We start from the raw sequence: 13,621 nt of genomic DNA on the forward strand, positions 1-13,621 counted from the left end.
CGGTGGCGCACGTCACATAGCGGGACTTCTCACATGCTGGTCAGGGGGTGTACATACCGTCGATGACCTGCATGTACTTGTCACGGATCACCCGTCGGCGCAGCTTGAGGGACGGTGTCAGCTCGCCCGTCTCGGGTCCCCATTCCTCGCTGAGGAGCCGGTAGCGCTTGATCTGCTCGGTGCGGTTGAGGCGCGCGTTGGCGGCCTCGACCGCGCGCTCCACCTCCGCCCGCACGGCCTCGTGCGTGGCCGGATCGCCCTCTACATCGATCCCGCGCGCGGCGGCCCAGGCGGGTGTCATCTCCCGGTCGAGGACGAGCAGCGCCACGAGGTAGGAGCGGCCGTCCCCGTGGACGAGGGCCTGCCCTACAAGAGGGTGCTCCTTGAGCGTGTTCTCGACGAGGGCGGGCGAGACGTTCTTGCCCGTCGACGTCACGATCATTTCCTTCTTGCGGTCGGTCAGCCAGAGGTAGCCGTCCTCGTCGAGCCGTCCGATGTCGCCGGTGGCGAACCAGCCGTCCGCGTCCCGGGCGTCGTCGAGACCTCCGTCGGGCCGCAGATAGCCGTCGAAGACGGTGGCGCCGCGCACGAGGATCTCGCCGTCCTCCGCGATGCGTACGTCGAGCCCCTCCAGGGGGCGGCCCACCGAGCCGAGCCGGAAGCCGTCGGGACTGTTCGTGGTGACCACGCCGGAGGTCTCGGTGAGCCCCCACGCGTCCATGATCACGAGTCCGAACCCGGCCCAGAAGCGGGAGACGTCCAGCGGCATCGGCGCGGAGGCGCTCGCCGTCCACACGAGCCGGTCGAACCCGGCCAGACTGAGGAGCGGGTCCAGGATGTCCCTCCTGGCCTCCTCGTACGCGGACTGGAGAGCCTCCGACGGCTCCTCGCGCCGCTCCCGGCAGGCCACGTGCGCGCGTGCCGTCTCGTTGGCGGCCTCGATGGCGCGGCGCCGCTCCTCGGGCAGCCCGGCGAGCGCCGCCCGTACGGAGGCGGCCAGCTTCTCCCACACGCGCGGGACACCGAAGAACTGGAAGGGGTGCAGTTCGCGCGCGGTGGCGGCCACCTGGGCGGGGTCGGCGCACAGATGGACGTGGGCGGCGCGCAGCACCGGCAGGTAGATGCCGAGCAGGCGCTCCGCGATGTGTGCGAAGGGCAGATAGCAGATGTGGCCCACGTGGTCGGGGAACTCGACGACGCCGTCCAGGGCGACGCCGCCCACGAGGACGTTGCGGTGGGTGAGGCGTACGCCCTTGGGGTCGCCGGTGGTGCCGGAGGTGTAGACGACGGTGAGGGCGTCGGTGGGGCGGTTCTCGCGCCACCCCTTCTCGAAGGCGTCGGGGTTGAACAGGCGGCTGCCGGTGGCGTGCAGGGAGCCGTACGTGCGGTGCTCGCCCGCTTCGGCGGCCTCAACGACGACGAGGCGCTCCAGGGGTGCGGTGTCGTCCGCCAGGAGGGGCTCCCAGCGCGGCAGTTCACCCGCGCCCTCGACGATCGCGAAGCGGGCCCGGCTGTGCCGGACGATGTGTGCGACCTGCTCGGGGGCCGCGGTGGCGTACACGGTGACGGGGACGGCGCCGAGGTGCACCAGGGCGAGGTCGCTCAGCCAGTGCTCGGGGCGGTTGCCCATCATCATCAGGACGTGTTCGCCGCGCTCCACGCCGAGCGCGGCGTAACCGGCGGCCAGGACGGCGACCTTGCGCCGCGCCTCGCGCCAGGTGAGCGTCGACCACTCCTCCCCCGTGCGCCAGGAGAGCGCGGGAAGATCTCCGTGGTCCTCGGCATTGCGGAGCAGCAGGGCGGGGAGCGTGATGTCGGCAGGATCTCCGGGGAGTCGCAGGATCGTGGTCATGACCGCCTCCTGGTGCCATCGATTGAGCCCATCGATTGGGCGGGAGGGTTTCACAACACTGGTGTGCCAGCAATACTGTTGCACCATGACGACCGATACCGAGGGCGTGGCGACCGAGACGGGTGAGCCGACGTTCACGGTCGACGAACTCGCCGCGCGCGCGGGGGTCACGGTCCGCACGATCCGCTTCTACAGCACCAAGGGCCTGCTGCCACCGCCCGTGATCGGCCCGCGCCGTGTCGGCCACTACGGCAGCGAGCACCTGTCCCGGCTCGCGCTCATCGAGGAGTTGCAGCACCAGGGCATGACGCTCGCCGCGATCGAGCGGTACCTGGAACAGCTGCCCGCGGACCTGAGCGCGCACGACCTGGCCATCCACCGCGCCCTGGTGGCCTCCTGGGCGCCCGACTCGGCGGAGGACGTCCCGCGCGCCGAGCTGGAGCGCAGGGCGGGCCGTGCGCTCGACGACGAGGACCTGGACCGCCTCGCGGCGATGGGCGTGGTCGCCAGGACCCAGGCCCCGGGGACGTACCGCGTGGACCCGGGCCTGTTGCGCCTGGGCGTGCAGCTCCTGGACGTGCCCATCGCGCACGAGACGATCCTCGCGGCGCGCACGGTCCTGCTCGAGCACACGCGCTCGGCGGCCGGTGAGCTGTCCCGGCTCTTCCGCGACGAGGTCTGGGGCCCCTACCGCGCGCGCGAATCGGACGCCGAGGACGCCGAGCAGGTGGCGGCGATGCGGTCGCTGTCGGCGCACATGCAGCCGATGGTGGTGCAGGCGCTGGTGACGGCGTTCCAGCGCTCGCTCAAGGAGGAGCTGAGGGAGTGGCTCAAGGAGAGCTGAGCCACGCGCAAGGGCCACTCCCCCCTCGACCACTCAGACCTTGACGTGGGCCGCCGTCGCGCTGGGCGTCTCGTTGCGCGTGGCCTGCGCGAGCCGCTGGGCGTAGACCTCGGACAGGGCCGCGAGGTCCTTCTGTCCGGCCGCGCGGCCGGCGGTGTCCCGCAGGTCGAGCGTGCCGATGTACTCGTCCTGGCGGATCACCATCGTCACGGTGTCGCTCTTCGCCGGAGACTTGTACGCGTACAGGGTGCTCTCGTCGCCCTGCGGGGCGCCGTCGAGGACCGTGATCTCGCGCCGGTCGTTGTGTACGTAGCTCTCCCAGGCGGCGAAGGCACGCTCGGCGGCACGGGTGTTCCGATAGGCGATCAGCTCGTAGCCCGCGCCCTCGGCCTTGTCACCGGTGACGTACCCCACCCGGCCGTTGGCGACGGCGCCCTTGCACTTGCCGCCCGGGTCCTTGCACACGGAGGGGGCCTTCGCGCGGGTGTGCAGTTCCGTGCCGACGTGGCGCAGGGCGGCCGGCATCGTGTCCAGGGGCGGCAGGATCGTCTCGGCCTGACGCGCCGCGCTCAGCGACCCGGCGCCCTTGCCGCCCGTGTGGCCGCCCACGGTGCGGCCGTGCGAGGACGAGGAGCCCCGCTTGTGCTTCTTCTTGTCCTTCTTACCCCCGCAGCCGGTCAGGGCCAGCGAGAGGACCAGCACTCCGACGCCGACCGCGCGCGTCGTTCCCCCGGTCGTGAACCGCACAACGGCCACCCTTCAGTTGTCGTGATCATGCTCTTCGGCAGGATACGACGCGGCGGCGACGGCTCCGGTTCCACCCCTGACCAGGCGGAACCGGAGCCACCGAGGGGACGTCAGCTGTCGCTGAACTTCCCGCCGTTCTCCGCCTTCTCGACCAGCAGCGCGGGCGGCGCGAACCGCTCCCCGTAGGTCTCGGCGAGTTCACGCGCGCGTGCCACGAAGCCGGGCAGGCCGCCCTCGTAACCGTTGATGTACTGCAGGACGCCACCCGTCCAGCCCGGGAAGCCGATGCCGAGGATGGAGCCGATGTTGGCGTCCGCGACGGACGTCAGGACGCCCTCCTCCAGCAGGCGTACGGTGTCGAGCGCTTCGGAGAAGAGCATCCGCTCCTGCATGTCCTTGAACGGGATCTCGTGCCCCGGCTTGGTGAAGTGCTCGCGCAGGCCCGGCCAGAGACGGTCCCGCTTGCCGTCCACGTACTCGTAGAAGCCCGCTCCCCCGCTCCTGCCGGGACGTTCGAACTCGTCCACCATGCGGTCGATGACGCTGTCGGAGGGGTGACCGGCCCAGGTGCCGCCCGCCTCCTCGACGGCCCGCCTGGTCTCGTTGCGGATCTTGCGGGGCAGCGTGAGGGTCAGCTCGTCCATGAGGGAGAGGACCTTCGCCGGGTAGCCGGCCTGGGCCGCGGCCTGCTCGACCGAGGCGGGCTCGATGCCCTCGCCGACCATCGCGACGCCTTCGTTGATGAAGTGCCCGATGACGCGCGAGGTGAAGAAGCCGCGCGAGTCGTTGACGACGATCGGCGTCTTGTTGATCTGGCGCACCAGGTCGAAGGCGCGGGCCAGCGCCTCGTCACCGGTGCGCTCGCCCTTGATGATCTCGACGAGCGGCATCTTGTCGACCGGCGAGAAGAAGTGCAGGCCGATGAAGTCGACGGGCCGCGAGACGCCCTCGGCGAGCGTGGTGATCGGCAGGGTGGAGGTGTTGGAGCAGAGCAGCGCGTCCGGCTCCACGACGTCCTGGATCTCCTGGAACACCTTGTGCTTCAGCGAGGTGTCCTCGAAGACCGCCTCGATCACCGCGTCGCAGCCCGCGAGGGCCTGCGGGTCCGCGGTCGGCGTGATGCGGGCGAGCAGCGCGTCCGCCTTGTCCTGGCTCGTACGCCCCTTGGCCACGGCCTTGGCGCAGAGCTTCTCGGAGTACGCCTTGCCCTTCTGCGCCGCCTCCGCGGAGACGTCCTTGAGGACGACCTCGATACCCGCGCGGGCGCACGAGTACGCGATGCCGGCGCCCATCATGCCGGCACCGAGCACGGCGACCTTGCGCACGGTCCTCTGCTCGATGTCCTTGGGGCGGTTGGCGCCGGAGTTGACGGCCTGGAGGTCGAAGAAGAACGCCTGGATCATGTTCTTCGCGACCTGGCCGGTGACCAGCTCGGTGAAGTACCGGGCCTCGATGGTCAGCGCGGTCTCGAAGTCGACCTGCGAGCCCTCGACGGCCGCGGCGAGGATGTTGCGCGGGGCAGGGTAGTTGGCGCCCGCCGTCTGCTTCTTCAGGTTGGCGGGGAAGGCGGGCAGGTTCGCCGCGAACTTCGGGTTGGCGGGGGTGCCGCCGGGGATGCGGTAGCCGGGCTTGTCCCAGGGCTGCTGCGACTCGGGGTTGGCGTCGATGAAGGCGTGCGCCTTCTCCAGCATCTCCTCGCGCGTGGCGGCCACTTCGTGGACGAGGCCGTTCTCCAGGGCGCGCTTCGGGTTGTACTGGGTGCCCTGGAGCAGCACCTTCAGGAGGGCGTCGGCGATGCCCATGAGGCGCACGGTGCGGGTGACGCCGCCGCCCGCGGGGAGCAGGCCGAGGGTGACCTCGGGCAGACCGATCTTGGAGCCGGACGCGTCGAGGGCGACGCGGTGGTGCGAGGCGAGGGCGATCTCGTAACCCCCGCCGAGCGCGGCGCCGTTGATCGCGGCGACGACGGGCTTGCCGAGGGTCTCGATGCGGCGCAGCGAGTTCTTGATGGTGGTGCCCGCGTCGAAGGCCTCCTGGGCGTTCTCCGGGCCGACCTTGATCATGTCCTTGAGGTCGCCGCCCGCGAAGAACGTCTTCTTGGCGGAGGTGTAGATGATGCCGCGAATCGAGTCCTTCTCGGCTTCCGCGCGGTCGGCGATCGCCGCGATGGACTCCTTGAACGCCTGGTTCATGGTGTTCGCGGACTGGTTGGGGTCGTCCAGGACGAGGGTGACGACACCGGTGTCGTCCTGTTCCCAGCGGATGGTGGTGCTCTCGGTCATGTCTTCTTCTCCGTGAAGTCTGAGGGGAGGGCGGGGCCCGGGGTGGGTGGCTGCGGTGTCATTGCCGACTGGCCGCCGGTGGGGGCTGGTCGCGCAGTTCCCCGCGCCCCTGAAAGGCGCACTCCGTGCGCCGTCTCAGGCGTGTCGCGGGAAAGGCGCGGCGGAGCCGTATGCCTTTGGGGGCGCGGGGAACTGCGCGGGCAACCACCACACACCCGCAGTGGGCGACGCACCCCGGCCCCAACGGCGCGTGGCCCTACAGCCGTTCCACGATCGTGGCGATGCCCATGCCGCCGCCCACGCACAACGTGGCCAGCCCGTACCTCAGGTCCCTCCGCTCCAGTTCGTCCACGAGCGTGCCCAGGATCATCGCGCCGGTCGCGCCCAGCGGGTGACCGAGCGCGATCGCGCCGCCGTTGACGTTCACCTTGTCCAGGGAGAGCCCCATGTCCTTCACGAAGCGCAGCACCACCGCGGCGAACGCCTCGTTGATCTCGACGAGGTCGATGTCGTCGATCGAGAGCCCCGCCTTGGCGAGCGCCTTGCGCGTCGCGGGCGCGGGCCCGGTGAGCATGATCAGCGGGTCGGAGCCCGAGACGGCCGCGGAGACGATCCGCGCGCGCGGAGTGAGGTCGTAGCGCTCGCCGACCTCCTTCGTGCCGACGGCGACGAGCGACGCGCCGTCCACGATGCCGGAGGAGTTGCCCGCGTGGTGGACGTGGTCGATCTGCTCGATCCAGTGGTACTTCTGCAGCGCGACCGCGTCGAAGCCGCCCAGGTCGCCGATGTCCTTGAAGGACGGCTTCAGCTTGGCGAGGGAGTCGGCGGTGGTGCCGGGGCGCAGGTGCTCGTCGTGGTCGAGGACGACGAGGCCGTTGCGGTCCTTGACGGGCACGACGGAGCGGGCGAAGCGGCCGTCCTTCCAGGCCGCGGCGGCCCGCTCCTGGGAGAGCGCCGCGTACTCGTCGACGTCGCGCCGCGTGAAGCCCTCGACCGTGGCGATGAGGTCCGCGCCGATGCCCTGCGGCGCGAAGTCGGTCTCGAAGTTGGTCATCGGGTCGGCGAACCAGGCGCCGCCGTCCGAGGCCATCGGCACGCGCGACATCGACTCGACGCCGCCCGCGAGCACCAGGTCCTCCCAGCCCGAGCGGACCTTCATCGCGGCGAGGTTGACGGCCTCCAGACCGGAGGCACAGAAGCGGTTCTCCTGGACGCCCGCGACCGTGTCGGGCAGACCCGCGGCGATCGCCGCGATGCGCGCGATGTCGGAGCCCTGGTCGCCGACGGGGCCCACCACGCCGAGGACGATGTCGTCGATGGCGGCCGGGTCGAGGCCGGGGAAGCGGGCCTGGATCTCGTGGATCAGGCCGACGACGAGGTCGATGGGCTTGGTCCCGTGCAGGGCGCCATTGGCCTTGCCGCGTCCGCGCGGGGTGCGGATCGCGTCGTATACGTACGCTTCGGTGGTCACGCGTGAGCCTTTCGAGGGTGTGCGAGAGGGTGAGGTCCAAAAGTGCTGGGCTGTCCGGGAGGGTGCGGTGCGGGTCAGCCGAGCAGGGAACGGCCGATGATCTCCTTCATGATCTCGGTCGTGCCGCCGTAGATGGTCTGGATGCGTCCGTCGGTGAAGGCCTTGGCGACGCGGTACTCCGTCATGTAGCCGTAGCCACCGTGCAGTTGCAGACAGCGGTCGGCGACGCGCTTCTGCAGCTCGGTGGCCCACCACTTCGCCATCGACGCGTGCACGGCGTCGAGTTCCCCGTTCGAGTGATCGACGATGCACCGGTCGAGGAACGTGCGGGTGACGGCGCACTCGGTGGCCATCTCCGCGATCTCGAAGCGGATGTGCTGCAGCTTGGCGAGCGGACGCCCGAACGCCTCACGCTCCTTCACGTACGTCGTGGTGATGTCCAGGAGGTGCTCGGCGGCGGCGATCCCGGCGACGGCGATGCCCATGCGCTCCTGCGCGAGGTTCGTCATCAGGTGGATGAAGGCGCCGTTCAACTCGCCGAGCAGGTTCTCCTTGGGGACGCGTACGTCGTTGAAGAACAGCTCGGCGGTGTCCTGGGACTTCTGACCGATCTTGTCGAGATTGCGGCCCCGCTCGAAGCCTTCCATGCCGCGCTCGACGACCAGGAGGGACAGGCCGTGGGCGCCCCCTTCGGGGGACGTCTTGGCGACGACGATGACGAGGTCGGCGAGGATGCCGTTCGAGATGAACGTCTTGGAGCCGTTGAGCACCCAGTGGTCGCCGCGGTCCTCGGCACTCGTGCGGATGCCCTGGAGGTCGGAGCCCGCGCCGGGCTCGGTCATCGCGATGGCCGTGATGGTCTCGCCGCTGCAGAAGCCGGGCAGCCAGCGCCGCTTCTGCTCGTCCGTGGCCAGGGAGGTCAGATAGGGCCCGATGATGTCGTTGTGCAGGCCGACGGCGAGCCCCGCGGCGCCCGCGCGGGTGAACTCCTCGGCGAGGACCGCGGAGTAGCGGAAGTCGTCGTTGCCGCCACCGCCGTACTCCTCAGGGACGGCGAGGCCGAGCAGCCCCTGCTTGCCCGCGGCGAGCCAGGCCTCGCGGGAGACGATGCCGTCCTTCTCCCACTGTTCGTAGTGGGGCAGCACCTCCTTGGCGAGGAAGGTGCGGACGGTCTCGCGGAACGCGTCGTGCTCGGCGGAGAAGATCTGCCGCTTCATGTGTACGTGGCCTCCTGGAGCCCTGGATGAGCCGGCGAGCTCTCTCAGAGCCAGCCCTTGACGGTTTCGATCGACTTGGCCGGCTCGGGGCCGACGGGAACGACGTTGAGCATGGTGACGCCGGCCTCGCGGAAGGCCTCGACGCGCTCGCGTACATAGCCCGCGGGCCCGCACAGCGACATGAGCTCGCAGAACTCGTCCGGGACGGCGGCCTCGGCCTCCCTCTTCTTCCCGGCCAGATAGAGGTCCTGGATGCGTGCGGCCGCCTCCTCGTAGCCGTACGCGACCGCGAGGTCGTTGTAGAAGTTCTTCCCCTTGGCGCCCATTCCTCCTACGTAGAGGGCGATCTGCGGGCGCGCGAGGTCGCGTACGGCCGCCGCGTCGTCGCCGATGGCGAGCAGTCCCCCGGCGACGGTCTCCAGCGGCCCGAGGGCCGGATCGCGCTTCTCCCTGCCCGCGGCGAGCGGGGCACCCCACACCTGGTGGGCCTTCTCCGGGAGAAAGAGGGTGGGCAGCCAGCCGTCGGCGATCTCGGCGGTCATGCGGACGTTGGCGGGCCCCAGGGAGGCGACGTACAGCGGGACTTCGGGCCGTACCGGTCGGGTGAGGATCTTCAGGGGCTTGCCGAGCCTGCCGCCCTTCTCCGGAGGCAGCGGCATGTCCGTGATGCCGTGGTGGTCGATGACCTCGCGGCGCAGGATGCGGCGGGTCAGCTCGATCGCCTCGCGGGTGCGGCCGAGCGGCTTGTCGTACGGCTTGCCGTGCCACCCCTCGACGACCTGCGGGCCGGAGGCACCGAGCCCGATGATCGCGCGGCCGCCGGAGACCGCGTCGAGTCCCGCCGCGGTCTGGGCGATCAGGGCGGGGGTGCGGGAGTAGACGTTGAGGATGGCGGCGCCGATCTTCATGCGCTCCGTGCGCGCCGCCAGGTAGCCCATGATCGTGGGCGAGTCGAAGCCGTACGCCTCCGCGACCCATACGGCGTCCAGGCCCGCGGACTCCAGGGCGGCGGCGCTGTCGGCGGCCTCGCGCGGGTCGCCCGCGTAGGCGAGCGGTGCGGAGATCTGCATCAGTGGTCTTCCTCCGCGGTCGCTCGGGGCGGTTCGGTCGGGGGGTGCGCGAGGGCCGGTACGCCCCAGTCGCGGGCCACGTCGGCGGTGTCGGCGCCGGGCTGTGCGGGGCCGGTGCGGACCTGGGTCGGGGTCGCCGAGAAGCGGGGCGCGGGGGTGGGCTGGGTGATGCCCCCGTGGTCGGTGAAGGTGCCGCGGGCGGCGAGGTGCGGGTGGGCGGGCGCCTCGCGCAGGGACAGCACGGGCGCCACGCACGCGTCGGAGTCCTGGAAGACGGCCGTCCACTCGTCACGCGTACGTTCCTTGAAGCGGGCGGCGACGGCTTCGCGCAGCTCGCCCCAGCGGGCCAGATCCTTGCGGGCGGGCGCGGTGTCGGCGAGGCCGAGCAGGGTGGTGAACTCGTCGTAGAACTGCTGCTCAAGGGAGCCCACGGCCATGTAGCCGCCGTCCGCTGTCTCGTACGTGCCGTAGAAGGGACAGCCGCCGTCGAGGAGGTTGGCGCCGCGGCGGTCCTGCCAGCCGCCGGCCGCGAGCATGCCGTGGATCATCGTGGAGAGGTGGGCCGCGCCGTCGACGATGGCGGCGTCCACCACCTGTCCGGTGCCGTGCTCGCGCGCGTGGTGCAGCGCGGCGAGGATGCCGACGACGAGGTAGAGCGAGCCGCCCGCGTAGTCGCCCACGAGGTTGGCGGGGACGGCGGGCGGCTCGTCGGGGTTGCCGATCATGCCCAGGGTGCCGGTGATGGCGATGTACGCGATGTCGTGGCCCGCGCGCCGGGCGAGCGGTCCTTCCTGGCCCCAGCCGGTCATCCGGCCGTAGACCAGCTTCGGATTGCGGGCGTGGCAGGCGTCGGGGCCCACGCCGAGGCGCTCGGCGACGCCGGGCCGGTAGCCCTCGATGAGGACGTCGGCGCGTTCGACCAGGTCGAGGACGCGGGCCGGTCCTTCGTCGGACTTGAGGTCGACGACGACGGAGCGTTTGTTGCGGTTGGTCACGTCGTACTCGGGATCGATCGCGAGGCCGCCGCCGCCGGGACGGTCGACGCGCACGACGTCGGCGCCGAGATCGGCGAGGAGCATGGCCGCGAACGGGCCCGGCCCGATGCCTGCCAGCTCCACCACACGTACTCCGGCGAGCGGTCCGTGAACGCCCTTGCCCGGCATCGTCATTGAGCCCCCAGCACTGTGACACAACTGATGTAACACCAATGATGCTAAGAACGTGTTCCACCGTGCACAAGCCCCTGGCGAGCAAGCGCTCAGTCAATTCTGGCCGCGCCGTCGCGCCGCACGCTAGCCTCGGCCCCCGACAACTGCGCGGGGGCCCACGGCGGAGAGGTGCCATGACCGGTCGTAACAGTCAGCAGAGCGACAACAGCAACGTCAGCGAGCGCGCGTACGACATCGTGCTCTTCGGAGCGACGGGGTTCGTGGGGGTGCTCACCGCTGAGCACCTCGCCGCCCGCGCCCCCGAGGACGTGCGGTGGGCCATCGCCGGGCGCGACACCGGCAAGCTCGAAGGGCTGCGGAGGCGGCTCTCCGCGATCAATCCGGCGTGCGCCGAACTTCCCCTGGTCCACGCCGACGTGGCGGATCCCGCGTCGCTGCGGGACATGGCCTCCCACGCGCGCGTGGTCGCCTCCACCGTCGGCCCGTACCTCACGTACGGACAGGAGCTGGTCGGGGCGTGCGCCGAGGCCGGCACGGACTATGTGGACCTGACCGGTGAGCCGGAGTTCGTCGACCTCATGTACGTGAAGCACGACGCCCGCGCGCGGGAGACCGGCGCACGGCTCGTGCACTCCTGCGGCTTCGACTCGATCCCCCACGACCTGGGGGCGTACTTCACCGTGCAGCACCTGCCCAAGGACGTGCCGTTGCGCGTCGACGGGTTCGTCCGGGCGGGCGCCCGGTTCTCCGGCGGCACCTTCGCCTCCGCACTCAACCAGTTCGGACGGGGCCCGCAGATGCTGGCCGCCGCGAAGGACCGCAAGCGGCACGAGCCGCGCGCGGTGGGACGCAAGGCGTATGCCCCGCCCGGCGCGCCCCGGTACGCGAGCGAGGTCGGCGCGTGGGCCCTGCCCCTGCCGACCATCGACCCGCAGGTGGTGCAGCGCTCGGCGCGCGCCCTTGACCGGTACGGACCGGACTTCCGCTACCGCCACTACGCGGCCGTGAAGTCGCTGCCGGTCGCGCTGGGCGCCCCCGTGGCCCTCGGCGGTCTCCTCACGGTGGCCCAACTGCCGCCCGCGCGGCGGTGGCTGTCCGCGCGCCTGAAGCCCGGCGACGGCCCTGACGAGGCACGCCGCGCGTCGTCGTGGTTCTCGGTCCGGTTCGTGGGCGAGGGCGGCGGAAAGCGGGTGTTCACGGAGGTCGCGGGCGGCGACCCCGGCTACGAGGAGACGGCACGGATGCTGGGCGAGTCGGCACTGTGCCTCGCCCAGGACTCCCTGCCTCCGACGTCGGGACAGGTCACCACGGCCGTGGCGATGGGCGACGCGCTGATCGAACGGCTGCGGGCGGTGGGAATCTCGTTCCGGGTCGTCGCGGAGCGCGAGGCGGCGGACGACTAGGGACACGGCCCGGATACGTGAAGATGCCCCGCACGCGCGCGTGCGGGGCATCTTCACACGGTCGGACTGTCCGGCGGTCAGGCCACCGGAGCCGGGTAGGTCGGGTACTCGACCCCGGAGACGTACTGGACGACCCGGATGACCTGGCACGAGTAGCCGAACTCGTTGTCGTACCAGAGGTAGAGGATCGCGTTGTCGCCGTCGACCTTGGTGGCACCGGCGTCGACGATCGACGCGTGGCGCGAACCGACGAAGTCCATCGACACGGCGTCCGGCGCCGTCGTGAAGTCGATCTGCCGCTTCAGCGGCGAGTGCAGCGACACGTCGCGCAGGTGGTCGAGGACCTCGTCGCGGGTGGTCTCGCGGCCCAGGCGCAGGCTGAGGATGGCGATCGAGACGTCCGGCACGGGCACGCGGATGGAGCTGCCGGTGATCGGCGCCTTGAGGTCGGGCAGCGCCTTCGCGACGGCGGAGGCGGCTCCCGTCTCGGTGATGACCATGTTGAGCGGCGCGGAGCGGCCCCGGCGGTCGGCCTTGTGGTAGTTGTCCAGCAGGTTCTGGTCGTTGGTGAACGAGTGGACGGTCTCCACGTGGCCGCGCAGCACGCCGTACTCGTCCGCCATCGCCTTCAGCGGCGGGACGATCGCGTTGGTGGTGCAGGAGGCGCAGGACAGGATCTGCTCGTCCGGCTTGATCGTGTCGTGGTTGACGCCGTGCACGATGTTCGGGACGTCACCCTTGCCGGGGGCGGTCAGGACGACCTTGTCGATGCCCGGGCGCAGGTGCTTGGAGAGGCCCTCGCGGTCGCGCCACTTGCCGGTGTTGTCGACCAGGATCGCGTCCTTGATGCCGTACGCCGTGTAGTCCACCTCGGACGGGTCGTTGGCGTAGATCACCTTGATCGCGTTGCCGTTGGCGACGATCGTGCTGTTCGCCTCGTCGACGGTGATCGTGCCCTGGAACTGACCGTGGATGGAGTCGCGGCGCAGCAGCGAGGCGCGCTTCACCATGTCCTCGGCGGCCCGCTCGCCGCCCCCGCGCACGACGATGGCGCGCAGTCGCAGCCCGTTGCCCGAGCCGGACTTCTCGATGAGGAGACGGGCGACGAGACGGCCGATGCGGCCGAAGCCGTACAGGACGACGTCGCGGCCCGCGCCGCGCTCGGCCTTGTTGGCACCGATGGCACCGGAGACCGACTCGGCGGTGAACTGCTCCACGGTCAGACCGCGGTCGTCGGCCTTGTAGGCCTCCGCGAGCAGGGCCAGGTCGATCTGCGAGGGGCCGAGGTCGAGCGTGGTGAGGGCCTGCAGGAACGGCAGCGTCTCGGTGACCGAGAGCTCCTGGCCGGCTATCTGCCGGGCGAATCGGTGGGTCTTCAGGATGCTGACCACCGACTTGTTCACCAAGGAGCGGCTGTGCAGCAGGACCGTCACGTCCCGCTCGCGGTGCAGCTTCCCGATGATCGGGATCATCGACTCCGCGATCTCCTCGCGGTGCTTCCAATTGGTGAACGAGTCGTCATTGACAGTCACAGGAGTATCTTTCGAGCTAGGCGGCGCTCATATG

General features: G+C 70.6%; 10 protein-coding genes. 2 read left to right on the plus strand and 8 right to left on the minus strand.

Annotated elements, in window-relative coordinates; genetic code table 11:
- Nucleotides 1-40 precede the first annotated feature (40 nt).
- Nucleotides 41-1,852 (minus strand): AMP-dependent synthetase/ligase, encoded by a 1,812-nt coding sequence (locus DEJ48_RS05095; protein ID WP_150214850.1) that lies wholly within the window; start codon nucleotides 1,850-1,852, stop codon nucleotides 41-43.
- A gap of 106 nt (nucleotides 1,853-1,958) precedes the next feature.
- On the opposite strand from DEJ48_RS05095, the gene DEJ48_RS05100 reads away from it, so the two are divergent.
- Entirely contained in the window at nucleotides 1,959-2,696 is a 738-nt protein-coding gene (locus tag DEJ48_RS05100) for a MerR family transcriptional regulator (RefSeq protein ID WP_150220973.1), read from the plus strand.
- 33 nt (nucleotides 2,697-2,729) lie between these two features.
- On the opposite strand, the gene DEJ48_RS05105 is transcribed toward DEJ48_RS05100, so the two are convergent.
- The 6 genes from DEJ48_RS05105 to DEJ48_RS05130 all read right to left on the minus strand — a co-directional run bounded on the left by DEJ48_RS05105 (nucleotide 2,730) and on the right by DEJ48_RS05130 (nucleotide 10,646).
- On the minus strand, nucleotides 2,730-3,443 hold the full coding sequence (locus DEJ48_RS05105) for a hypothetical protein (RefSeq protein WP_150214851.1): 714 nt from the start codon (nucleotides 3,441-3,443) through the stop codon (nucleotides 2,730-2,732).
- A gap of 110 nt (nucleotides 3,444-3,553) precedes the next feature.
- Complete coding sequence (locus DEJ48_RS05110) at nucleotides 3,554-5,725, minus strand: 3-hydroxyacyl-CoA dehydrogenase NAD-binding domain-containing protein (protein WP_150214853.1); 2,172 nt, start codon at nucleotides 5,723-5,725, stop codon at nucleotides 3,554-3,556.
- A 256-nt stretch (nucleotides 5,726-5,981) separates the two neighbouring features.
- Complete coding sequence (locus DEJ48_RS05115) at nucleotides 5,982-7,196, minus strand: acetyl-CoA C-acetyltransferase (protein ID WP_150214855.1); 1,215 nt, start codon at nucleotides 7,194-7,196, stop codon at nucleotides 5,982-5,984.
- A 74-nt stretch (nucleotides 7,197-7,270) separates the two neighbouring features.
- Nucleotides 7,271-8,413 carry an acyl-CoA dehydrogenase family protein gene (locus tag DEJ48_RS05120; protein WP_150214857.1) on the minus strand — a complete coding sequence of 381 codons (1,143 nt, stop codon included), beginning with the start codon at nucleotides 8,411-8,413 and terminating at the stop codon, nucleotides 7,271-7,273.
- A gap of 44 nt (nucleotides 8,414-8,457) precedes the next feature.
- The gene (locus DEJ48_RS05125) at nucleotides 8,458-9,483 is read right to left on the minus strand and encodes an LLM class F420-dependent oxidoreductase (protein WP_150214859.1); all 1,026 of its coding nucleotides are present in this window, start codon (nucleotides 9,481-9,483) and stop codon (nucleotides 8,458-8,460) included.
- Nucleotides 9,483-10,646: a CaiB/BaiF CoA transferase family protein gene (locus DEJ48_RS05130; protein WP_150220974.1), complete on the minus strand. Its 1,164-nt coding sequence runs from the start codon at nucleotides 10,644-10,646 to the stop codon at nucleotides 9,483-9,485. The genes DEJ48_RS05125 and DEJ48_RS05130 overlap by 1 nt, the downstream gene beginning before the upstream one ends.
- A 179-nt stretch (nucleotides 10,647-10,825) precedes the next feature.
- On the opposite strand from DEJ48_RS05130, the gene DEJ48_RS05135 reads away from it, so the two are divergent.
- The gene (locus tag DEJ48_RS05135; RefSeq protein WP_150214861.1) at nucleotides 10,826-12,055 is read left to right on the plus strand and encodes a saccharopine dehydrogenase family protein; all 1,230 of its coding nucleotides are present in this window, start codon (nucleotides 10,826-10,828) and stop codon (nucleotides 12,053-12,055) included.
- A gap of 77 nt (nucleotides 12,056-12,132) precedes the next feature.
- On the opposite strand, the gene DEJ48_RS05140 is transcribed toward DEJ48_RS05135, so the two are convergent.
- Complete coding sequence (locus DEJ48_RS05140; protein WP_150214863.1) at nucleotides 12,133-13,587, minus strand: glyceraldehyde-3-phosphate dehydrogenase; 1,455 nt, start codon at nucleotides 13,585-13,587, stop codon at nucleotides 12,133-12,135.
- Nucleotides 13,588-13,621: the final 34 nt, after the last annotated feature.

Origin of the sequence: Streptomyces venezuelae, assembly GCF_008642315.1 — a bacterium.
GTDB lineage: Bacteria > Actinomycetota > Actinomycetes > Streptomycetales > Streptomycetaceae > Streptomyces > Streptomyces venezuelae_D.

Bases quoted from the DNA above. Each gene is read 5' to 3' on its own strand.
- DEJ48_RS05125 (WP_150214859.1), bottom strand. From the start codon at position 9,483: ATGCAGATCTCCGCACCGCTCGCCTACGCGGGCGACCCGCGCGAGGCC.
- DEJ48_RS05120 (WP_150214857.1), bottom strand. From the start codon at position 8,413: ATGAAGCGGCAGATCTTCTCCGCCGAGCACGACGCGTTCCGCGAGACC.
- DEJ48_RS05095 (WP_150214850.1), bottom strand. From the start codon at position 1,852: ATGACCACGATCCTGCGACTCCCCGGAGATCCTGCCGACATCACGCTC.
- DEJ48_RS05130 (WP_150220974.1), bottom strand. From the start codon at position 10,646: ATGCCGGGCAAGGGCGTTCACGGACCGCTCGCCGGAGTACGTGTGGTG.
- DEJ48_RS05135 (WP_150214861.1), top strand. From the start codon at position 10,826: ATGACCGGTCGTAACAGTCAGCAGAGCGACAACAGCAACGTCAGCGAG.
- DEJ48_RS05110 (WP_150214853.1), bottom strand. From the start codon at position 5,725: ATGACCGAGAGCACCACCATCCGCTGGGAACAGGACGACACCGGTGTC.